General features: G+C 66.2%; 18 protein-coding genes. 10 read left to right on the top strand and 8 right to left on the bottom strand.

Annotated elements, in window-relative coordinates:
• Positions 1-6: 6 nt before the first annotated feature.
• Positions 7-912: an SDR family oxidoreductase gene (locus tag AAFP30_RS09645; protein WP_419229682.1), complete on the top strand. Its 906-nt coding sequence runs from the start codon at positions 7-9 to the stop codon at positions 910-912.
• A 3-nt stretch (positions 913-915) separates the two neighbouring features.
• Here the strand turns inward: AAFP30_RS09645 and AAFP30_RS09640 are convergent, their stop codons facing one another.
• A complete protein-coding gene (locus AAFP30_RS09640; protein ID WP_419229681.1) occupies positions 916-1,386 on the bottom strand; it encodes a nucleoside deaminase in 471 nt (156 codons plus the stop codon).
• A 100-nt stretch (positions 1,387-1,486) separates the two neighbouring features.
• Here AAFP30_RS09640 and AAFP30_RS09635 point away from each other — a divergent pair, with 100 nt between their 5' ends.
• The 3 genes from AAFP30_RS09635 to purB all read left to right on the top strand — a co-directional run bounded on the left by AAFP30_RS09635 (position 1,487) and on the right by purB (position 3,997).
• The gene (locus tag AAFP30_RS09635) at positions 1,487-2,080 is read left to right on the top strand and encodes a TetR/AcrR family transcriptional regulator (protein WP_419229680.1); all 594 of its coding nucleotides are present in this window, start codon (positions 1,487-1,489) and stop codon (positions 2,078-2,080) included.
• Positions 2,081-2,157: 77 nt separating this feature from the next.
• Complete coding sequence (locus tag AAFP30_RS09630; RefSeq protein WP_419229679.1) at positions 2,158-2,520, top strand: hypothetical protein; 363 nt, start codon at positions 2,158-2,160, stop codon at positions 2,518-2,520.
• Between the two features lie 49 nt (positions 2,521-2,569).
• A complete protein-coding gene (purB, locus tag AAFP30_RS09625; protein WP_419229678.1) occupies positions 2,570-3,997 on the top strand; it encodes an adenylosuccinate lyase in 1,428 nt (475 codons plus the stop codon).
• A gap of 78 nt (positions 3,998-4,075) precedes the next feature.
• Here the strand turns inward: purB and AAFP30_RS09620 are convergent, their stop codons facing one another.
• Complete coding sequence (locus AAFP30_RS09620; protein ID WP_419229677.1) at positions 4,076-4,366, bottom strand: SelT/SelW/SelH family protein; 291 nt, start codon at positions 4,364-4,366, stop codon at positions 4,076-4,078.
• 35 nt (positions 4,367-4,401) lie between these two features.
• Here AAFP30_RS09620 and AAFP30_RS09615 point away from each other — a divergent pair, with 35 nt between their 5' ends.
• Positions 4,402-5,307 carry a phosphoribosylaminoimidazolesuccinocarboxamide synthase gene (locus AAFP30_RS09615; protein ID WP_419229676.1) on the top strand — a complete coding sequence of 302 codons (906 nt, stop codon included), beginning with the start codon at positions 4,402-4,404 and terminating at the stop codon, positions 5,305-5,307.
• Positions 5,304-7,460, top strand: a complete 2,157-nt coding sequence (locus AAFP30_RS09610; protein WP_419229675.1) for a S9 family peptidase — start codon at positions 5,304-5,306, stop codon at positions 7,458-7,460. Before AAFP30_RS09615 ends, AAFP30_RS09610 begins: the two co-directional genes overlap by 4 nt.
• 233 nt (positions 7,461-7,693) lie before the next feature.
• Here AAFP30_RS09610 and AAFP30_RS09605 read toward each other — a convergent pair whose 3' ends face one another.
• The 3 genes from AAFP30_RS09605 to AAFP30_RS09595 form a co-directional block, all read right to left on the bottom strand.
• A complete protein-coding gene (locus tag AAFP30_RS09605; RefSeq protein ID WP_419229674.1) occupies positions 7,694-9,235 on the bottom strand; it encodes a DHA2 family efflux MFS transporter permease subunit in 1,542 nt (513 codons plus the stop codon).
• Between the two features lie 23 nt (positions 9,236-9,258).
• On the bottom strand, positions 9,259-9,792 hold the full coding sequence (locus AAFP30_RS09600; protein WP_419229673.1) for a MarR family winged helix-turn-helix transcriptional regulator: 534 nt from the start codon (positions 9,790-9,792) through the stop codon (positions 9,259-9,261).
• A 114-nt stretch (positions 9,793-9,906) separates the two neighbouring features.
• A complete protein-coding gene (locus AAFP30_RS09595) occupies positions 9,907-11,619 on the bottom strand; it encodes a flavin-containing monooxygenase (RefSeq protein WP_419229672.1) in 1,713 nt (570 codons plus the stop codon).
• 118 nt (positions 11,620-11,737) lie between these two features.
• Here AAFP30_RS09595 and AAFP30_RS09590 point away from each other — a divergent pair, with 118 nt between their 5' ends.
• The 4 genes from AAFP30_RS09590 to AAFP30_RS09575 are packed head-to-tail and all read left to right on the top strand — an operon-like array spanning position 11,738 to position 17,064.
• Positions 11,738-14,296 (top strand): AMP-binding protein, encoded by a 2,559-nt coding sequence (locus AAFP30_RS09590; protein ID WP_419229671.1) that lies wholly within the window; start codon positions 11,738-11,740, stop codon positions 14,294-14,296.
• Positions 14,293-15,252, top strand: a complete 960-nt coding sequence (locus AAFP30_RS09585) for a glycosyltransferase (protein ID WP_419229670.1) — start codon at positions 14,293-14,295, stop codon at positions 15,250-15,252. Before AAFP30_RS09590 ends, AAFP30_RS09585 begins: the two co-directional genes overlap by 4 nt.
• Complete coding sequence (locus AAFP30_RS09580; RefSeq protein ID WP_419229669.1) at positions 15,239-16,168, top strand: glycosyltransferase family 2 protein; 930 nt, start codon at positions 15,239-15,241, stop codon at positions 16,166-16,168. The genes AAFP30_RS09585 and AAFP30_RS09580 overlap by 14 nt, the downstream gene beginning before the upstream one ends.
• A complete protein-coding gene (locus AAFP30_RS09575) occupies positions 16,165-17,064 on the top strand; it encodes a glycosyltransferase family 2 protein (RefSeq protein WP_419229668.1) in 900 nt (299 codons plus the stop codon). Before AAFP30_RS09580 ends, AAFP30_RS09575 begins: the two co-directional genes overlap by 4 nt.
• A 30-nt stretch (positions 17,065-17,094) precedes the next feature.
• Here AAFP30_RS09575 and AAFP30_RS09570 read toward each other — a convergent pair whose 3' ends face one another.
• Genes AAFP30_RS09570 through AAFP30_RS09560 form a run of 3 tightly spaced genes read right to left on the bottom strand, consistent with a single transcriptional unit; the run spans position 17,095 to position 19,792 of the window.
• Positions 17,095-17,955, bottom strand: a complete 861-nt coding sequence (locus AAFP30_RS09570) for an ABC transporter permease (protein WP_419229667.1) — start codon at positions 17,953-17,955, stop codon at positions 17,095-17,097.
• Positions 17,952-18,800: an ABC transporter permease gene (locus tag AAFP30_RS09565; RefSeq protein WP_419229666.1), complete on the bottom strand. Its 849-nt coding sequence runs from the start codon at positions 18,798-18,800 to the stop codon at positions 17,952-17,954. The genes AAFP30_RS09570 and AAFP30_RS09565 overlap by 4 nt, the downstream gene beginning before the upstream one ends.
• Positions 18,797-19,792 carry an ATP-binding cassette domain-containing protein gene (locus AAFP30_RS09560; RefSeq protein ID WP_419229665.1) on the bottom strand — a complete coding sequence of 332 codons (996 nt, stop codon included), beginning with the start codon at positions 19,790-19,792 and terminating at the stop codon, positions 18,797-18,799. Before AAFP30_RS09560 ends, AAFP30_RS09565 begins: the two co-directional genes overlap by 4 nt.
• Positions 19,793-19,868: the final 76 nt, after the last annotated feature.

Raw genomic sequence — 19,868 nt, 5'->3', positions numbered from 1 at the left:
GTATCCATGCAGGTCTTCATCACCGGCGCGTCGGGCCACGTCGCATCGGCCGTCATCCCCGAATTGATCGACGAGGGACACCAGGTTGTCGGGTTGGCGCGGTCCGACGATGCGGCCGCAGTCGTGGCCGAGCGCGGCGCGGAGGTCGTCCGCGGCGATCTCACCGATCTCGACGTCCTGCGTAGCGCCGCCACCGACGCCGACGGTGTCATCCACCTGGCCTTTCGGCACGATCTGATGCAGGTGGGCGATATGGCCGGGGCCGCCGCGTCGGATCTGGACGCCGTCCGCGTTCTCGCGGAAGCGTTGGCGGGCACCGGCAAACCGATCGTCGGCACATCGGGAACGGCGATGATCGCGATGATGGGCATCACCGACCGGCCGGGTACCGAAGCCGACGTGTTCGAGGGTGGCTATCGGATCGATGCCGAGAACGTCATCCTCGCGTCCGCCGAGAGGGGCGTGCGGTCATCGGTCGTCCGGCTGCCGCCCTCGGTGCACAGCGACCTGGACCAGCACGGCTTCGTCCCCGGCCTCATCGGCTTCGCGCGCGACAACGGCTTCGCCGGCTACCTCGGCGACGGCACCAACCGGTGGCCCGCAGTGCATACGCGCGATGCGGCGCGGCTGTATCGCCTGGCCGTCGAATCGGCGCCGGCCGGCTCGGTCCTGCACGCGGTCGGCGACGAGGGTGTCGAGTTCCGGGAGATCGCGGCCGCAATCGGCAATGGTCTGGGAATCCCCACGGCGGCAGTCGAATCCGTCGACGCGCCGCAACGTTTCGGTTACCTCGCGCGCTTCGTCGGGGTCAACAACCCGACGTCGGCAGAACGCACCCGTGCACTCCTGACGTGGAAACCGGAGCAGCCAGGCCTCATCGAGGACATCGACGCCGGGCACTACTTCGCCTGAACGTCAGGGGTGCCAGAACCCGACGTGCACTTCGTGGGCGGCGGGGATGTCGAACGGCCCGCGCACCGTTGTCGGGTGCGCACCGCGCGCGAACACCTCGCGGCACGGCAACGCCAACGTGGGATTCTGTGGGTCGGCGCCGGTCAGCGTCCGCAGATCGGCCTCACCGAGTGCGAACACGACGGTGGGGACCCCGGCCCAATAGATGGCGCCGGCACACATCGCGCACGGTTCGGTACTGGTGTACAGGATCAGGTCCCGCCGCTCGGCGTCGGAGAACAGGCGTCCTGCCTCGCGCACGAGATTGGTCTCCGCATGCCCGGTCGGATCCGACTCGGTGTTCACCGTATTCAGCGCGGTCAGTACGGAGTTGCCGTCGGCGTCGACCAACAGTGAGCCGAACGGATGATCGCCGCGCGCGCGTGCAGCGGCGGCCAGATCGATCGACTCACGCAGATATCGTTCGTCATCCATAGACGACATGGTCGCATCAAGGATCGCCCAATTGGTGTCAGGACGGTCGCGTTTGGCAAAACCCAACACGAGGCGACCCGCGCCTTGGCAGCATGATTCCATGACATCGGCGGCGACCCCGAAAGGGCTGCGACGACGGTCGCGACTCATCGAGGCGGCCGGCGCTCTCCTGCTGGAGGGCGGGTTCGACGCGGTACGTCACCGGGCTGTCGCCGAGCGGGCCCAATTGCCGCTGGCGTCGACCACCTACTACTTCGGTTCGCTCGAAGACCTGATGGCCGAGGCGGCCGGGTACATCTGCCGCCACGACGAGGACGCGATCTCCGCGCGCTGCGAGGCGCTACCGCGTCGGCGTCGCGGCGGCTCGGCGACCGCCGACGCGCTCGCCGAAGTCTTCGTGGGCCCGGAGACGACGATCGAGGAACTCGCCGCCCGCTACGAGATGATCACCCTCGCGGCCCGATATCCGCGGCTGCGGGAGGTCGTCGTCGATCGGCAGATCATCTTGTCGTCGCGGCACTCCGATGTACTCGACAAGTCGGGGCGTCTCGCCGATCCGGTTCATGTCGGGCAGCTCATCGCGCTCGAGGACGGGGCCGTCGTCGGTGCGCTCGGATTGCCGCAGATCACGCCCTACGCGGCCGCCCGCGACGCGCTCCACGAGGTCATCGACGTTCTTGCGCCGCGGCAATAGGATCGCGGCAACGCCGATTCGCGTCGAGCAACCAGGGGGAGAAGATGTCGAAGGTGGGCAGCAGGAGTCTGTGGGCGATGACTGCCGCGGTCGCGCTCGGAGTGCTCGGAGCGCCGGGTCTCGCGCAGGCCGCGCCGGCAGGCACGGTCGACGCCGGGGTGCCGCTCTCGTCCGTCGTGTACGGCACCGGCTGCGTCTACACGCTGCGAGTACCGGTCAACTCGTCGGGCACGGTCACCTTCTGGGAGAAACGCCAGGGATCGCCCGAGCACCTCATCGGCTCCGATGTGCCCGACGGCGCGGCGGCCACCCTCGAGTGGTGGCCGCGCACCATCGGCGATCGACTGGTGTACGCCAAGCAGAACGGCGTCGTCGGACCGTCCACGGTGCTCCGGGTGCGGCAGGGTTACGGTTCGGGCGGCATGTGCTTCGCCGTCTGAGCTGATCGCCCGGCGCGGCCGCGTCAGGAGCGCGCACTACACTGGCTACGTGCCGAAGCCTGTCATCGCCAACGTTCTGGCCAGCCGCTATGCCTCCGCCGACCTCGCGGAGATCTGGTCACCACGCCACAAGATCGCTCTCGAGCGGCAACTCTGGATAGCTGTCCTCAAGGCGCAACGCGACCTGGGCATCGATGTGCCGGACGGCGCGATCGAGGACTACGAACGCGTGGTCGACCAGATCGACCTGGATTCCATCGCCGACCGCGAACGCATCACCCGCCACGACGTGAAGGCGCGGATCGAGGAGTTCAACGCGCTGGCCGGGCACGAACAGATCCACAAGGGCATGACCAGCCGTGACCTCACCGAGAACGTCGAGCAACTGCAGATCCTGCGGTCGCTCGAGTATGTCCACGGCCACGGTGTCGCGGTGCTCGCCCGCGTCGTCGACTTGGCCGCCCAGTATTCGTCGACCGTGATGGCCGGCCGCAGCCACAACGTCGCCGCGCAGGCGACCACGCTGGGCAAACGCTTCGCCAGCGCCGCCGACGAACTGATGATCGCGATCACCCGGCTGCGGGAGCTGATCGACCGGTACCCGCTGCGTGGCATCAAGGGCCCGATGGGCACCTCCCAGGACATGCTCGACCTGCTCGGCGGCGACGCCGTCAAGCTCGCCGATCTCGAATCGCGTGTCGCCGAGCACCTCGGCTTTGCCCGCTCGCTGACCTCGGTCGGCCAGATCTACCCGCGGTCGCTCGACCACGACGTGGTGTCCGCGCTGGTGCAGGTCGCAGCCGGACCGTCGTCGCTGGCCCACACCATCCGGCTGATGGCCGGCCACGAGCTGGTCACCGAGGGCTTCCAGCCCGGGCAGGTCGGTAGTTCGGCGATGCCGCACAAGATGAACACCCGCAGCTGTGAACGCGTCAACGGCCTGCAGGTGATCCTGCGCGGATACGGCTCGATGGCCGCCGAACTCGCCGGTGCCCAGTGGAACGAGGGCGACGTCTTCTGCTCGGTGGTGCGGCGCGTCGCGCTGCCCGACGCGTTCTTCGCGATCGATGGGCTGATGGAGACGTTCCTGACCGTGCTCGCCGAGTTCGGTGCCTACCCGGCGGTCATTGCCAACGAACTCGACCGCTACCTGCCGTTCCTGGCCACCACCAAGGTGCTGATGGCGTCGGTGCGCGCCGGGGTCGGTCGCGAGGCCGCCCACGAGGCCATCAAGGAGAACGCCGTCGCCGTTGCCCTCGCGATGCGTGAGGAGGGCCGCGAACCCGACCTGCTGGACCGGTTGGCCGCCGACGACCGCATCCCGCTCGATCGCGCCCAGCTCGACGACGCCCTCGCCAACAAGAAGGCGTTCATCGGCGCGGCCGAACAACAGGTGACCGACGTCATCGCCGCCGCGGAGCAAATCATCGAGCAGTACCCCGACGCCGCCAAGTACACGCCTGCGCCGATTCTCTGAGAATGTCCTATTGCCGCTGGTTGAGCAGCCCGCGAGGCGCTAGCCGAGTGGGCGTCCGTCGAAACCGGCCCTCACTGCTCACTCGTCGGTGGCCACCCGATCCGCATGCCCCAGGTTCCAGTCGGGGAGTGCGGCATCGCGGATCAGGCGCTTGAGCGTGACCACATCCGGAAACCCGCCGTCCCGTTTGCGTTCCCACACCTGCTCGCCGTCGACGTCGATGTGGAAGATGCCACCGGTGCCGGGCACCAGGGTCACCGCGCCCAGCTCGGTACCGAAGGTGTTGAGCAGCTCACCGGCCATCCAGGACGCCCGCAGCAGCCAGTTACATTGCGTGCAATAGGTGATGCTGATCTGCGGCCCGGTCATGCGATGCAGCCTGTCATATGTCTAGGCTCGATGCCATGCGTCCCGAACTGGCCACGTATCGGCATCTGACCTCCGGCAAGGTGCGCGAGATCTACGAAATCGACGACGACACCCTGCTGATGGTCGCGTCCGATCGCATCTCCGCGTACGACCACATCCTCACTCCGGAGATCCCCGACAAGGGGCGCATCCTCACGGCGATGAGCTTCTTCTGGTTCGACGTGCTCGGCGTGCCCAACCATCTCGCCGGCGGCCCGACCGACCACCGCATTCCTGCCGACTGTGTGGGACGCTCGATGGTCGTGCGACGCCTGCCGATGGTGCAGGTGGAATGCGTCGCCCGGGGGTACCTCACCGGCTCCGGCCTGATCGACTACCGCAAGACCGGTGCGGTGTGTGGCGTCGAGTTGCCCACCGGCCTCGATGAGGCGAGCAAACTCCCGCAGCCGATCTTCACCCCCGCGACCAAGGCGGAACTCGGTGATCATGACGAGAACATCAGCTTCGATGCCGTCGTCGACCTCGCCGGCGCCGATCTTGCGGAGAACCTGCGCTCGACCACCCTCGACATCTATGGGCGCGGCGCGCAGCTCGCCGCCGATCGCGGAATCATTCTGGCCGACACCAAGTTCGAGTTCGGTCTCGGTGAGGACGGCGAACTCGTGCTGGCCGACGAAGTACTCACCCCCGATTCGTCGCGCTACTGGGAATCGGCGACCTACCGCCCCGGGGAGGTGCAACCCAGCTTCGACAAGCAGATCGTCCGAAACTGGTTGACCGGCCCCGATTCCGGCTGGGACCGTGCCGTCGACAATCCACCCCCGTCGTTGCCCGACACCGTGGTTCAACGAACACGGCAACGTTATATCGAGGCTTACGAATGGATTTCGCAGTTGTCCTTCGCTGATTGGCCCACCGACGAGCAGGAGACCCACCAGTGAGTGACGACACCACGACCACTTCTGCGGTACCCGCAGCACCAGTCGCCAAGAAGGTCCCGACCGACCGAACGCATCATGGTGACACCTTCGTCGACGATTATGAATGGTTGCGGGACAAGGACGATCCCGAGGTCATCGCCTACCTCGAAGGTCAGAACGCCTTCACCGAAGCGCACACCGCGCAACTCGACGGGCTGCGCAAACAGATCTTCACCGAGATCAAGAACCGCACACAGGAAACCGACATGTCGGTGCCGAGTCGACGTGGGCAGTACTGGTATTACGCGCGCACCGTCGAGGGCAAGCAGTACGCCATCCGGTGCCGCTGCCCGATCCGCGCCGACGACGACTGGACTCCGCCTGAGGTGACCGACGACGCACTGCCCGGCGAGGAGATCCTCCTCGACGCCAACGCCGAAGCCGAAGGACACGACTTCTTCAGCCTCGGTGCCCTCACCGTCAGCGACAGCGGTGAGTGGCTGGCCTACAGCACCGACGTCGTCGGCAATGAGCGATACACGTTGCGGTTCAAGAACCTTCGCACCGGCGAGTTGCTGACCGAGGAGATCGCCGACACCGCGGGTGGGGCGGTGTGGTCGGCCGACGCGAAACACGTCTTCTACCAAACCGTCGACGAGGCGTGGCGCCCGGATACCGTGTGGCGCCACGACATCGGCGCCGGAACCGACGACATCAAGGTCTTCCACGAACCCGACGAACGGTACTGGGTGGGGATGGGTTCCACTCGCAGCGACAAATACCTGATGATCGGCGTCGGCTCGAAGATCACCTCCGAGTGCTACGTCCTGGCCGCCGACAACCCGACCGGCGAGTTCCGCAGCATCGCACCGCGGGTCGAAGGCGTCGAGTACAACGTCGAGCACGTGGTGATCGGCGGCGACGACTATTTCGTCATCGTGCACAACGACATTCGGGACGGAGCGAAGGCCGAGAACTTCGCCATCGACATCGCCCCCGTCGACGACCCCACCGCCCGTCGTGAACTCGTCGGTCACGACACCGCACGACGCATCGAGGATCTCGACGCGTTCCGTGACTATCTGGTGCTGTCCTATCGGCGCGATGCGCTCCCCAAGATCGCCATCGCCGACCTCCGCCAGATCGACGGAATGCCCACGCCCGCAGAGTTTCACGAGGTCACCTTCGACCAGGAGCTGTACTCGGCGGGGCTCGGCGGCAACCCTGAGTGGGTCACCCCGCGCCTGCGGATCGGGTACACCAGCTTTATCGAACCCACCGAGATCCTCGAACTCGACGTCGCAACCGGCGAGCGGGTTCTGCTCAAACGCCAACCGGTGCTCGGAGGCTACGACCCGGACGACTATGTGCAGACCCGCGAATGGGCGGTCGCCGGCGACGGCACCCGGATTCCGCTGTCCATCGTGCGCCGTAAGGGCGTCGACGACAGCAGGCCCGCCGCACTGCTGCTCTACGGATACGGCTCCTATGAGGCGAGCATCGATCCGTCGTTCTCGGTGTCGCGGTTGTCGATGCTCGACCGGGGAGTCGTGTTCGTGCTCGCCCACATCCGCGGCGGCGGGGAGATGGGCCGCTACTGGTACGAGAACGGCAAGACCCTCACCAAGAAGAACACCTTCACCGACTTCGTCGACGCCGCACGCTATCTCGTCGATGCCGGATGGACGACGCCGCAGCAGATGGTCGCCGAGGGCGGCTCGGCCGGTGGGCTGCTGATGGGTGCGGTGGCCAATCTGGCCCCGGAACTCTTCAACGGCATCCTCGCGTCGGTGCCGTTCGTCGACGCCCTCACCTCGATCCTCGATCCGTCGTTGCCGCTCACCGTCATCGAATGGGACGAGTGGGGTAACCCGCTGCACGACCCCGAGGTATACGCCTACATGAGGTCCTACTCGCCGTACGAGAACGTCGACGCCAAACCGTACCCACCGATCCTGGCCCAGACGTCCCTCAACGACACCCGAGTGCTGTTCACCGAGGCTGCCAAATGGGTTGCGCGACTCCAAGAGAAGAGCACCTCGGACCACCCGATCCTGCTCAAGACCGAGATGTCCGCCGGTCACGGCGGCGTCAGCGGCCGCTACAAGCAGTGGGAAGAGATAGCCTTCGAGTTGGCCTGGATCCTGCAGCAAACAGGCGCGTACGGGTCGTAACGTCCCCCACGTCGTAACGCACCCCACGTCGTAACGCACCCCCAAAACGTCACCAGCACTCACGTCGAGAGCAACTGAAAAACCGCCGACAGCAACCGGTTTAACGCCGACAGCAACCGGACATTTGGATGTCCGGTTGCTGTCGACGATTTTTCAATTGCTCTCGACGTTCGTGCTGGGCGCGTAAGTGCGAACGTTACGTTCGTGCTGGGCGCGTGAGAGGGGAACTTGCGTCAGTGCATGATGATCGGTGCTCGATCCATGTCTTCCTCGACCAGCGGCGAGGCGATCTTTTTGCGCGGCAGGAAGAGTGCCGGGATGAAGGTCACCGCGACCAGGATGGCGGCCACCACGAAGGTGTGACCGAAAGCCTCGGCGGCGTGTTCGAATGCGCTTGCCGGAACCGGCATGCCACCCAGTTTGGCGGGATCGGTGTTGGACACGATCGCCAGGCCGGCGTCGGGGGAGGACTTCAGGTTCGAAGCCAGGATGACCGCGATGATGGCGGTACCGATCGAGGATGCGGTCTGCTGGACCACGTTCATCATGGTCGAACCGTCCGGCACCTGCTTGTTGTTCAGCGTCGCGAGGGCGGCGGACATGATCGGCATCATCGTCATACCCATGCCGAGACCCTGGACGAACAGCGCACCGCAGAGCAGCCAGTACGAGGTGTCCGCACCGAGGAAGACGAAGGTGCCCATGCCCAGGAAGATCAGGATGATGCCGCCCAGCACGAACTTGCCGGGACCGATCTTGTCGGTCATTTTGCCGGCGATCGGCATGGTCAGCATCGCGCCGATACCCTGCGGCGCCAACAGCAGACCGGCCGAGAGGGTGGTCTCGCCGCGCACGCCGATGAAGTACTGCGGGTAGAGCAGCGACGCACCGAAGAACGCGATCATGAACAGCGTCATCGCGATCACCGCGATCGACAGCGTGCGGTTACGGAACAGCCGCAGGTCGAGCAGCGGGTTCTTGGCGCGCAGAGCGTGCCAGATGAAGGTGCCGATCAGCACGGCGCCGACGATGGCCGGGATGAGAACCTTGGCGGAGACGAACGTACCCGCCTCGGCGCTCGACGAGATGCCGTACAAGAACAGCGCCAGACCCGGTGAGAGCAACAACAATCCGATGATGTCGAACGATGGCCGGGTGGTTTCCTCGTCGTCGCGCAGCGCGAACCACGAGTAGATGATCGCGACGATGCCGATCGGCACGTTGATCAGGAACACCCAGTGCCACGACGCCTTTTCGATGAGCAGACCGCCGAGGATGGGGCCGCCGATGGGGCCGAGCAGCATCGGGATGCCGAGCACCGCCATGACCGAACCGACGCGCTCGGGACCGGCCGCCTTGGTCAGGATCATCATGCCGATGGGCATGAGCATGCCGCCGCCGAGACCCTGGATCACCCGGAACGCCACCAGTGAACCGATGTTCCAGGCCAGCGCGCACAGTGCCGAACCCAGGACGAACAGCACCAGGGAGGTCAGGTACACCTTCTTGGTGCCGAAACGTGCTGCGGCCCAGGAGGACAGCGGGATCACCGCGGCCAGCGCCAGGGTATAGCCGGTCATCGTCCACGCGGCGCCTGCCGCGTCGGTGCCGAACTCCTGCTGGAAGGTGTTCTGCGCCACCGAGACAACGGTGACGTCGAGGATCGACATGATGGCGCCGAGCACGACGACGCCGGCGACGATCAGCACATGCCGATCGAGTTTGGTGTCTGGTGGCCCCGCGTGAGCATGGGCCGGCGTTGACGAGGAGGTCATATCCGACTTTCTTGGTTGGAGAGTTATACGGCAGTGGTGGTTTCGGGGTGGCCGAGGCCGGCGAAATAGTCGACCGCGCTGTCGACGATGGGATCGAGCGCCGCACACAGCCGGGCGCGGACGTCTTCGGGGAGACCGCCGACGAAAGCGTGGATCAGGTCCTGCTTGACGGTGAGATGCGAGTCGACGATCGTCTGACCGTCCGCGGTCAGCGTGACCCGCTTGACCCGACGATCCGCGGTGTCCTCGCGCCGATCGACCAGTCCGGCACCGACGAGTTTGTCGACGGTGCGTCCGGCCGCGGCCAAGGACAGGTGGATCTGTTCGGCGATCTCATTCACCGACAGAGACTCGGAGCTCGACTCGTGGGCGGCGAGCGTGAACAGCACCCGCAATTGGGTGAAGGTCAGATCGGTGTTCGCCAGCGACTCCATCGTGTGCGGCTTGCCGAGGCAGGCGAGGCGATCCAGGAAGTCGATCAGTGTCGTGCAGGTTGCCTCGACCGACCCGGCGTCCACACCGGACGACGGCAGGGTTGATGGCTCGAGAACTGACACGCAGATAAAGCTAACGCATACGCAACTATTACGACGACGCAAGTAATGGTGAGATCGGACATACCGTTCCGTGGGTCGTGATCGTGGTCACCACCCACGGATGTCGAGCGAGCACTACATCATGTGCTTCGGATGCACCTTCGACGGCATCAACTGCAGCAACGCCATGTCGAACACCATGCGCTTGAGATTGACGACCGGCTCGGAATAGAGGTCCTCGAGTGCGGCCTCGCCGCGACTGTGCGGTCCGACGATGCGGTAACCGGCCTGGTTGAACGTGCCGAACCACAACTGGATGAACAGCTTGGGGTTGAGCAGCATCCTGCGCATCGGTACGAGGCAGCCGATCTCTTTGGCGAGCGAGTCGAGGTAGACGACCTGCGACGGGATGGATTCGGTGTGCCGCGGACTCAGCGCGGTCCAGTATTCCTCCCACTCCTTCTCCTGCGCGATCCGTTCGTCGACGTCTGCGGGAAGCCGCAACGTGCCGCTGCACAGCTGGGCGAAATAGCGGGCCTGCATTTCGGCACAGATCGGGATTCCGCCGGAGAACGGGCGGACGAAGCCGATGAAGGCGGCGGTGCCGTCATGTTCGGCCGGCAGGAAGTGTTTGTACAGATTGCGAACGTTGCCGTCCTTGACCCGCAGGTCGCCGACCGACAGCTCCGACTTCGAGAAGCCGGTGCAGAGGACGACGGTGTCGAACTCCGCGGACGTGGCGTCGGAGAAGAAGACCTTCTTGCCGTCGGTGCGTTCGATCCCCGCGTCGTTGAGCTGGACCTGTCCGGAGACCAGGCTCGGGATGAAGGTGACGTTCTTCGAGAAGATGGCCCGCTGGGTCCAGCTGCCGTCGGGATGTGATCGACGGTTCCACGTCCGCAGCATGTCCCAGTTCTCCGGCGAGTCAGCGGTTCCGATGTCCATCTTGAACGGATATACCGGCTCGCCCATCGGATTGGGATCCGGGAGTGGGGCCGCGCGCCCGGTGCGCCTGGCGAGCTCGCCGCGGAATCCCGAGGTGATCGACTTGCCGAAGCCGAGCGCCACCGACGTGGTCAGGAACGCCGCCTTGGAAATCGGGTTCTGGCCCCAGAAGGTCTGCAGCGGAAAGGGTTTGTCGGTGGCCCGGCGGAGCATCTCGTGGTGATGTGCGCGCACGGTGCCCCGGTCGGTGGTTTGGTTGCCGTTGAAGATGCGCGGCAGCAACCAGCTGTACGACCGGATCGACAGCGTGCACGCTTCGGCGACATCACCGATCTCACGGACGATGTCGGCGCCGGATTCGGCAAGTCCGACCACCAGGACCCGCTTGCCGCGGAACCGCTCATTGTTGCGGTAGTGGGCCGAGTGCACGATCTCGCCGGAGAAGTCCGCGAGTTCCGGGATGTCCATATTGGGGGTCTTGAACGGGCCGGAGCAGATGGCGACGGCCCCGAACTCCTCGGTCGTCTCGATGCCGTCGCGACGGACCGTCACCGTCCAGGTTCGTCCGCGGCGTCGAACATCGGTGACTTCGCTGCCGAAGCGGATGTGGTCGCGCAACCGAAAGCGTTCGGCATACTCCCGCAGGTAGCCGTAGTACTGCTGGCGAGAGACGAACATTCGGCCGCCGGTGAACGGATGGTCTGAGTAGGCCATCAGCTTCATCGAGATGGTCAGCATCAGGTTGTCGAATGCCTTCATCTCGGTGTCGTCGCCGTCGTGTCGCAACCAGATGCCGCCGACGTCGGGGTTCTTGTCGAAGCAGACGACCTCGTGGCCCTCGTCGCGCAACTGCTTGATGGTGGTGAGCCCACATGGACCGGCCCCGACGACGCACACCCGCATGACAACCATCCTTCGATTTCGACGCGGGGACGGGTGCCATCACCGGCCCGCGTAATTAGGTGAGGCTAACATGGCCGCAACATCTGCGGAGAGATAGCCAGTGTAGGCTACCCTAACGATGTCCAGTCTCTTCTCGCCCAGTCCTGCTCACACTCCTCCGCCGACCGCGCAGACGGCGGTGGCGCGCTGGCGTGCGGTGGCCGACATGCGGTCGGATGCGATCGCGGTGCGGACGCCCGAGGAGTCGATCACCTTCGGGCAGGCCGGCGAGCGCGTGGACGCGTGGTCGCGCGCGCTGGCTGCGACGATCACCGAACCGGGACGGCCGATCGCGGTCGACGTCGAATCCGACGTGGCGTCGGTGGTGTCGATCCTCGCCGTGCTCGGCTCGGGCCACCCGGTCATCCTGCTCGACCCCCTGCTGCCCGACGACCGGCGTGACCACATCCTCGGACTGTCCGGCGCTCATCGGCTCGACCCGGCGGCGATCGCAGCGCTGACGCCGTCGGACACTCCGGTGCCCGACCCGGACCCCGGCGACCCGGCGGTCATCATCTTCACCTCCGGCTCCACCGGCAAGCCCAAAGGTGTTGTGCACGCCCAACGAACCTGGGTGAACCAGGCGCTCGACGGCAACCTCTTCATGGGTCTCGGCCCCACCGACCGGGCCGCAGTGCTGTTGCCACTCAGCTTCGGCGCCGGCTTCGACTGTCTGGTCATGACTCTGCTCAACGGTGCAACCCTCACCCTGTGGGACGTGCGGCGCCGCACCACCACCGGGCTGCGGGAATGGCTGACCGGTGAACAGATCACCACCGCGCACTGCACGCCGTCGCTGGTGCGATCCTGGCTGCCCGAACTGGATTCGGCCGACGCCATACCCACCCTTCGGCTTCTCTCGACCTGCGGTGAACCGGTCCACAGCGCGGACGTCGCGCTGATTCGGTCGACGCTGATGCCGACCGGCGTCTTCTGTAGCTGGTCGGGCTCCTCGGAAATGGGCGACCTCGCGTTCAACGTGTTCGGCCCGGACCGTCCGCTCCCCGCCGGGGCGATCCCGGTCGGGACACCCGCCTCGGACAAACACGTCCGTATCCTCGACGACGACGGAACCGACCTCCCGGTCGGCGTCGCCGGCGAGATCGTCGTCGAATCGGCACATCTCGCGCTCGGGTATCACGGCGACCCGGAACAGACCGCACGCAAGTTCACCCCGCTCGCCGACGGACGGACGCGACTGCACACCGGAGACCTCGGCCGCTTCGATGAGGAGGGGCAACTCCACCTATTGGGACGGCGTGACGACGCGATCAAGGTACGTGGCTATCTCGTGGAACCCATCGAGGTGGAGGCCGCGCTCCGCGCGCAGCGCTGGACCGTCGACGCCGTGGTCACCGCTGATCGAGCCGCGGGCCAGCTGACCGCTCACGTCGCGGTGGACCCCGACAAATGGGCGCCGTCGGCCGCCGAGGTGCGCACCGCACTTGCCAAAACCCTTGCACCATGGATGATTCCGCGCGACGTGATCATCATGACCGAGTTACCACGCAACGAGCGTGGCAAGGTCGACCGGGCGGCGCTCCCGCCGCCGCCTCCGCGTCGCTCAGATCCGGTACGCGGCTCCACCGAGGTGGCCCTGATGCACATCTGGTGCGAGCTGCTCGGCCTCGAAACGATCGGCCGCACCGAGGATTTCATCTCCCTGGGCGGCGACTCGCTGGCCGCGGCACGCATGCTGGCCGCGATCAGCGAGCGCTGGCTGGTCGACATCTCCACGGCGGACTTCGCGCAGACACCCACCATCGGCGCGCTCGCCACGCAGGTGGACCGCGGTCATCGGCGCCGCGCGCGACACGTCGACGGCGATGCGCCATCCGAATTGCGTTCCGGCACTGGCAATCCACTGTTCATCGCGGCCGGTGCGGGTGGTCCCGCCGCGAGCCTGCTACCCCTTGCCCGCGCGCTCGACGGCGACTTCCCCGTCTACGGTCTGCAGGCGCACGGACTCGAGGGGCGGGGTCGAGCCGATCGCTCCATCCACGCCGCAGCACGCCGAGCGGTGAAACAGATCCGCGCGCTCGCGCCCGCCGGGCCGTATCGCCTGTGCGGCTACTCCTTCGGTGCCTTCGTGATGCTCGAGGCCGCATCGATCCTGCGGCGCCAGGGCGCCGACTGCGAGGCCGTGGTGCTGATCGACGCGCTCTTCGAGCCCGAACTGAGGCAGCGGGTGATGGTGGATCATTCGTCGCATCCGGACCTGCGCAGTGAACGGGCCGCCCTACCCCAACGAGGTAGCGAGGTGGTCGAAGTGCTACCGCCGCAACGACGTCTGCTGGTGTGGTGGAACCAGACCGCCATGCGCTTCCTGGTGGCCACCGCGGGGCTCTTCCGGTTGCCGACCACCCTGCAATGGACCGTGTTCTGGGATCTGGGTCGACAGCTGCTGCGCAACCATCGGCCGACCCCGTATGCCGGTGCTGCACGGATGATCCTGGCTGCGGAGAACCCCGACGACGCCGAGGTCTGGTCTCGACTGGTGGACGGCAGACTCGACGTCGTCCGTGTCCCCGGCGATCACCACTCGATGATGCGGGCACCGCTCGTCGCGGCCACCGCGGCCGAGATCGGCGTGGCCCTCGCCGGTCACGACGACTACCGCACAGGCGTGGACGCATGACCTCCGTGGTGGCCGTCATCGCCTCGTACGAGCCGGGCGACGAAATCGTCGACGTCGTGAAAAGGGTTTCCGAACAGGTCGATTCGGTGATCATCGTCGACGACGGATCATCGTCGCTGCTCGATGGCGCCACCGGCCCGGTGCGTCAAGCGCTGGACAACTGCGCAGCAATCGGGGCGACGATTCTCGAGAACCCGACCAACCTCGGTATCGCCCACGCACTGAACTGCGGCGTTCGGCTCGCCCTCGAGCGCGGGGCCGACGCGGTGCTGACGCTGGATCAGGACACCCATGTCGGCGACGACTTCATCGCGCGTACCCTCGACCACCTCGCGTTGGCATCGTCGCTCGGATTGACCCGAATCATGCTCTCGCCGAGCGTGATCAACGGTGAAGTCGCGCAATTCTGGTACGCCGAAAAGGGTTTGACGCTGGCGTATGAACCCATCCAGTCCGGGCTGGTCGTGACCCGCGAGGTCTTCGATACGGTGGGACTCTTCGACGAGGATCTGTTCATCGACTGCGTGGACACCGAGTTCTACCTACGTGTGCGGGCCGCCGGCGGGCACGCCCTGGTCGTGCCGGGCGCGCAGATCCGGCACAGCTTCGGTCGTCCGGCACGCTGGACGCCACCCGGCCTGCTGAAGCGGCTGTTCAGTGGAACCGGCGGTGCGGGTGTCGAATTCACCGAGGACGCGCCATTCCGCCACTACTACATCGCTCGCAACCGGCTGGCGCTCTACCTGCGGTACGCGCGGAGCGAGCCACTGTGGTGCGCGTCGTCGATCTACAAGGACACCACGACCCGGGGCCGCGCGATGATCATCGGGTCGCGCCGTCGGTCGCGCATCTATCTGACGAGTGCGGGAATCGGGGCGGCACTCCGCGGTGAGATGGGGCGCATTCCCGACCGCACACTGCGGCGGGCAGGGGCGTGGTCGCGTGCCGACCGGTGAGACCGGGGCCAAGCGGTACACCGACGTCGAACGTGGCGTGCCGGACCTGGTCTCGGTGGTGATCCCGGTGCACAACGGGGTGGCGCTCATCGACGATCAGCTCGAAGCGCTTGCAGTGCAATCCTATCCACGTCCGTTCGAGGTGATCATCGCGGACAACGGATCGACCGACGGCCTGTGCGAGCACCTCGACGGCCATCGGCTCGCCGACCGACTGCACCTGCGGTGGATCGACGCATCCGCCCGACTCGGCAGCGCATACGCCCGTAACGCGGGCGTGGCAGCGGCGAACGGTGACTTCATCGCCTTCTGCGACGGCGACGACCGCGTCTACCCGGACTGGCTCGCGGAGTTGACGGCGGCCGCGGTCCGCAGTTCGGCGGTGGGCGGAGCACTCGAGACCCACACCCTGAACTCGGCTGCCGTGCAGAGTTGGCGGCACATGGAGCCGCCCGAGAAACCCTATGAGATACACGGTTTCCTGCAGGTCTCGCCGAGCTGCAACCTCGGTATCTGGACGGATGTGTTTCACGACGTGGGCGGTTTCGACGTCACCTACGATCGCGGCGGCGAGGATTCGGACCTGACCATGCGTGTCCAGCTGGCAGGCGGCGTCCTCGGCTACGCCCCGAAGGCACTCGTCGCATATCGGTTGCGCGACACCCTGTCCGGTATCTGGGCGCAGTCGGTGATGTGCGGGGAAGGCGATGCCCGGCTCTACTCCGATTACCGGCGCTACGGCATGCCGCAGCGTCCGCGAGGCGTGCTGGTCGCCGTGACCCTGTATCTCATCTTCCGTAATCCGTTGTTGCCGAAGAGATTGACACGTGTGCCCACGGGGCTGTGGCTGTTCCAGGCCGGCAACCTCTTGGGGCGGTTCACCGGAAGTGTCCGACACCGATGCTTCTACCTGTGAACGCCGCCGAACGGAGAGTGCCCGACCTGGTCTCGGTGGTGATCCCGGTCCGCAACTGTCTGGGCACCCTCGACAACCAGCTCGAAGCGCTTGCCGCACAGACCTATCCGCGTCCATTCGAAGTCATCATCGCCGACAACGGGTCGACCGACGGCCTGCGAGAGCACCTCGACGGGCATCCACTCACCGACCGGTTACGCCTGCGATGCGTCGACGCCTCGGCTCGCGTCGGTGCCTCGCATGCGCGCAACACCGGGATCGCCGCCGCGCGAGGCGACTTCATCGCGCTCTGCGACGGCGACGATCGCGTCTATCCCGACTGGCTGACGGCGATGACCGCTGCGGCGCAACGGTGCGCACTGGTCAGCGGCGCGGTCGAGACGCATTCACTGAACTCCGTGGAGGTGCAGGCGTGGCGTCCGATGCAGCCCGCCGAGACGCCCTATGAGTTCCCGGGTTTCCTGCCCTTTGCGATCAGCTGCAACGCCGGATTCTGGCGCGACGTGTTCGACCGGGTCGGTGGCTACGACGAGGAGTACGACCGGGGAGCTGAAGACGTGGACTTCTCCTTCCGGGTGCAGCTCGCCGGCGGCGTCCATGCTCACGTCCCGGAAAGTCTTGTCGCCTACCGGCTTCGTGACACCCGACGCGGCGTCTGGGACCAGGCACTGGTGTACGGCACCGGCGATGCCCGGATCTACTCCGACTACCGCCAATACGGGATGTCGCGTATGCCGTGGTATCTCGCCGTCGATCAGGCGCTCTATCTGCTGCTGCGCAATCCGATGGTGCCGGTGAAGTGGACCGGTATCCCGGCCGGCGAGTGGCTCTTCCGAATGGGCAACATCATCGGACGCGCGAAAGGCAGTCTGCGCTATCGCTGTTTCTACCTATGACACGGTCGCGCCGGCCAACTCTTCCGGGTATCAGCGTTCCATCGCGGCGAGCCGATAACCGCGCAGCGTAGGGCGCGTGAAGGCCACGAGGAGTGCCGCCGACCATCCGGCCGTGAGTAGCAACGGCACCAGCAGCGGACCCGCGTCGGCGATCGCGCGGATCGCGTCGACGGCACAGCTGAGCGGCTGATAGCGCACGATGGGCTGCAGCCACGCCGGATAGGCGTCGGCCGGGACGAAACCGGTGTTGAAGAACATCGCGAGATTCGTTCCGATGGCCACCCATTCGACGATGTGCGAATCGCGGCTACGTAACGCCAATGCCGTCACCATCATCGAGAACGACAATCCGAACATGAGGGTGACCCCGAGGATTGCGAGATAGCCGACGATGCCGGTGTGGATACGGAATCCGATCACCGTACCCATCAGCAGCACGGCGGTGACCGTCGCGCCGATGCGAATCGCCTCGGCCGTCAGTCGTCCCGTCATCGCCGTCGCGCGGTGGGCGGGCAGCGTCCACATCTTGCTCAGCAAGCCGCTCGTTCGTTCCCGGCGCAACCCCACGCCACTGATCGACGCACCCGACATCGCCCCGACCAACGCCAGCATCGGCACCATGCCGAACACGCTCGACGACCCGGAATGGGCACTCACCGAGCGATCGAGCACGAGCCAGAACAGCAGCAACATCAGGGCGGGGAACAACAGTGACTGCAGCAACGTCGCCGGATCCTTGACCCAACGGGTCACGATCCGTTCGGCCTGCAGTGCCGTGCCCCGCAGCAGCGCGTAGCCGCCGGTCTCGGGGGTGAACGCATCGCGGTCCGGGAAGTGGAGGTGGCCGTCGGCCGGCGTCGCCACCGACGACGACGCGTGCTCGGATGTCATGGATACAACCGCCGATGGGTCTGGGTGTGATGCGCGAACGCGATGAACAGCACCGTCAGGGCACCGAGCCAGATCAGCGCGGGCAGTGCCGTCTGCATGGTTGGATTCCCGGCGGCCAGTTCACGCATCGTGCCGGCGAAATGTGAGATCGGCTGATTACGGGCGAACGGTTGCGCCCACTCGGGAAACCCGGACTCGGGGACGAACCCGGTCGAGAGCAAACCCAACACCAGCTGGGGGAGGACGAGCAGCTGTGAGGTGGCTTCCACACCCTTGGTGATCAGGCCCAGCGAGTCCGCGCCCATCGACAGCACGAAGCTCACCGCCAACGCGAAACCCAGGAATCCGAGAGTGTCGAGCAGGCCTCCGCCGAAGGAGAATCCGAGGAGTGTGCCGACGATGAGGGCGGCGACCAGCGAGATCACCGACCGGATCATCGACGCACTCATCCGGGCGAACAACGGGACGAGCGGACGGACCGGCATGGACGCCAGCCGTCGACTCATCCCGCGCAGCTTGTCGAGGGTGGCTCGCTGGGCGGCGGCGATCGCGGTGAAGGCCATCGACTGCAGCACGATGATCGGCATGAGGAACTGCGCGTAGTCGATGCCCTGGTCGGCCATGACCAGCCGCAGCGGGAGGTAGAAACCGAGCGCGAAGACGATCGGCATGACGATGGCGATGACGAACTCGTTCTGCCGGTGCGCCGAACGCGCCGCCCGGCCGGTCATGATCAGCCACTGACGCAGGAACGTCGCACCGTGCGCGCCGACGGACGGGTCGGCGAGGTCGGGCCAGTCGATGGATTGCCCGGATCGCTCGGCGGGTTCTACCGACGCGGTCACGGCGCGCTGTTCGTCGTCGCGGGGTCGCCGGTCAGGGTCATGAACACGTCGTCGAGGGACGGACTCCGCAAGCCGACATCGGTGAGTGCGATCCCGGCGTCCTGCGCGATGGCGATCACCGCCGCCATCGTGTCCACGCCGTCGAGTGCCTGCAGGGTCACCACCGAATCCAGGCCGACCGCCACCCGATGGTCGGGACCCATTCCCTCGCGCAGCCGAGAGCACAGGGCGGTGGCCTGCGCGGGGTCGGCGAGGGTCGCCGCACAATACGTGCCGCCCACCCGCTGCTTGAGTTCCTCGGCGCTGCCCTCCGCGACGATCCGGCCCCGATCCAGCACGATGATGTTGTCGCTGAGCCGGTCGGCCTCTTCCAGATATTGGGTGGTCAGCAGCGTGGTGATGCCGTCGGCCTTGAGGGACTCCACCAGATTCCAGACGGCTTGCCTGCTGCGCGGATCCAGGCCGGTGGTGGGTTCGTCGAGGAACACGATCGAAGGTGCCACCACCAGGCCGCAGGCGATGTCCAAGCGCCGACGCATTCCGCCGGAATAGGCGTACACCGGTCGATTACCCGCGTGGGTGAGATCGAAACGCTCGAGCAGCTGCTCGGCCCGGCGAACCGCGGATTTGCGGCGCAGGCCCTGCATGCGGCCGAAGAAGATGAGGTTGTCGCGGCCGCAGAGGGTCTCGTCGAGTGCGGCATACTGCCCGGTCATCGAGATGGCGGAGCGTACCGCGGCGCCGTCGGTCACCACGTCGTGGCCGGCGACCTCGGCGGTGCCGCCGTCGGGTGGGAGCAGGGTGCAGAGGATGTCGATCAGGGTCGTCTTCCCGGCGCCGTTCGGGCCGAGGATGCCCAGCACGGTACCGCTCGGGACGGAGAACGAGACACCGCCGAGCGCGTGCACATCGTCGAAGGTCTTGGTGACGTCCCGGACGCGGACTGCGAGGTCGACGCGGTTGACCGACGACACGAGGGTGTCAGTGTTCATCGGTGTCATCGGCTCTCCGTCGTGCTGATCTGGTGCGGTCTCGTCCTGCGAGGACCCTACTCACCTGTACCCCATC

Origin of the sequence: Gordonia sp. CPCC 205515 (assembly GCF_048537925.1) — a bacterium.
Lineage (GTDB): Bacteria > Actinomycetota > Actinomycetes > Mycobacteriales > Mycobacteriaceae > Gordonia.
Note: the sequence above shows the minus strand (reverse complement) of the source record. Positions and strands in the feature narration are given on the sequence as shown.

What these genes read in the sequence shown, in the direction of transcription:
- AAFP30_RS09635 (WP_419229680.1), top strand. Translation starts at nt 1,487, where the DNA reads ATGACATCGGCGGCGACCCCGAAAGGGCTGCGACGACGGTCGCGACTC.
- AAFP30_RS09620 (WP_419229677.1), bottom strand. Translation starts at nt 4,366, where the DNA reads ATGACCGGGCCGCAGATCAGCATCACCTATTGCACGCAATGTAACTGG.
- AAFP30_RS09630 (WP_419229679.1), top strand. Translation starts at nt 2,158, where the DNA reads ATGACTGCCGCGGTCGCGCTCGGAGTGCTCGGAGCGCCGGGTCTCGCG.
- AAFP30_RS09595 (WP_419229672.1), bottom strand. Translation starts at nt 11,619, where the DNA reads ATGCGGGTGTGCGTCGTCGGGGCCGGTCCATGTGGGCTCACCACCATC.
- AAFP30_RS09560 (WP_419229665.1), bottom strand. Translation starts at nt 19,792, where the DNA reads ATGAACACTGACACCCTCGTGTCGTCGGTCAACCGCGTCGACCTCGCA.
- AAFP30_RS09605 (WP_419229674.1), bottom strand. Translation starts at nt 9,235, where the DNA reads ATGACCTCCTCGTCAACGCCGGCCCATGCTCACGCGGGGCCACCAGAC.
- AAFP30_RS09615 (WP_419229676.1), top strand. Translation starts at nt 4,402, where the DNA reads ATGCGTCCCGAACTGGCCACGTATCGGCATCTGACCTCCGGCAAGGTG.
- AAFP30_RS09645 (WP_419229682.1), top strand. Translation starts at nt 7, where the DNA reads ATGCAGGTCTTCATCACCGGCGCGTCGGGCCACGTCGCATCGGCCGTC.
- AAFP30_RS09640 (WP_419229681.1), bottom strand. Translation starts at nt 1,386, where the DNA reads ATGGATGACGAACGATATCTGCGTGAGTCGATCGATCTGGCCGCCGCT.
- AAFP30_RS09570 (WP_419229667.1), bottom strand. Translation starts at nt 17,955, where the DNA reads ATGACATCCGAGCACGCGTCGTCGTCGGTGGCGACGCCGGCCGACGGC.
- AAFP30_RS09590 (WP_419229671.1), top strand. Translation starts at nt 11,738, where the DNA reads ATGTCCAGTCTCTTCTCGCCCAGTCCTGCTCACACTCCTCCGCCGACC.
- AAFP30_RS09585 (WP_419229670.1), top strand. Translation starts at nt 14,293, where the DNA reads ATGACCTCCGTGGTGGCCGTCATCGCCTCGTACGAGCCGGGCGACGAA.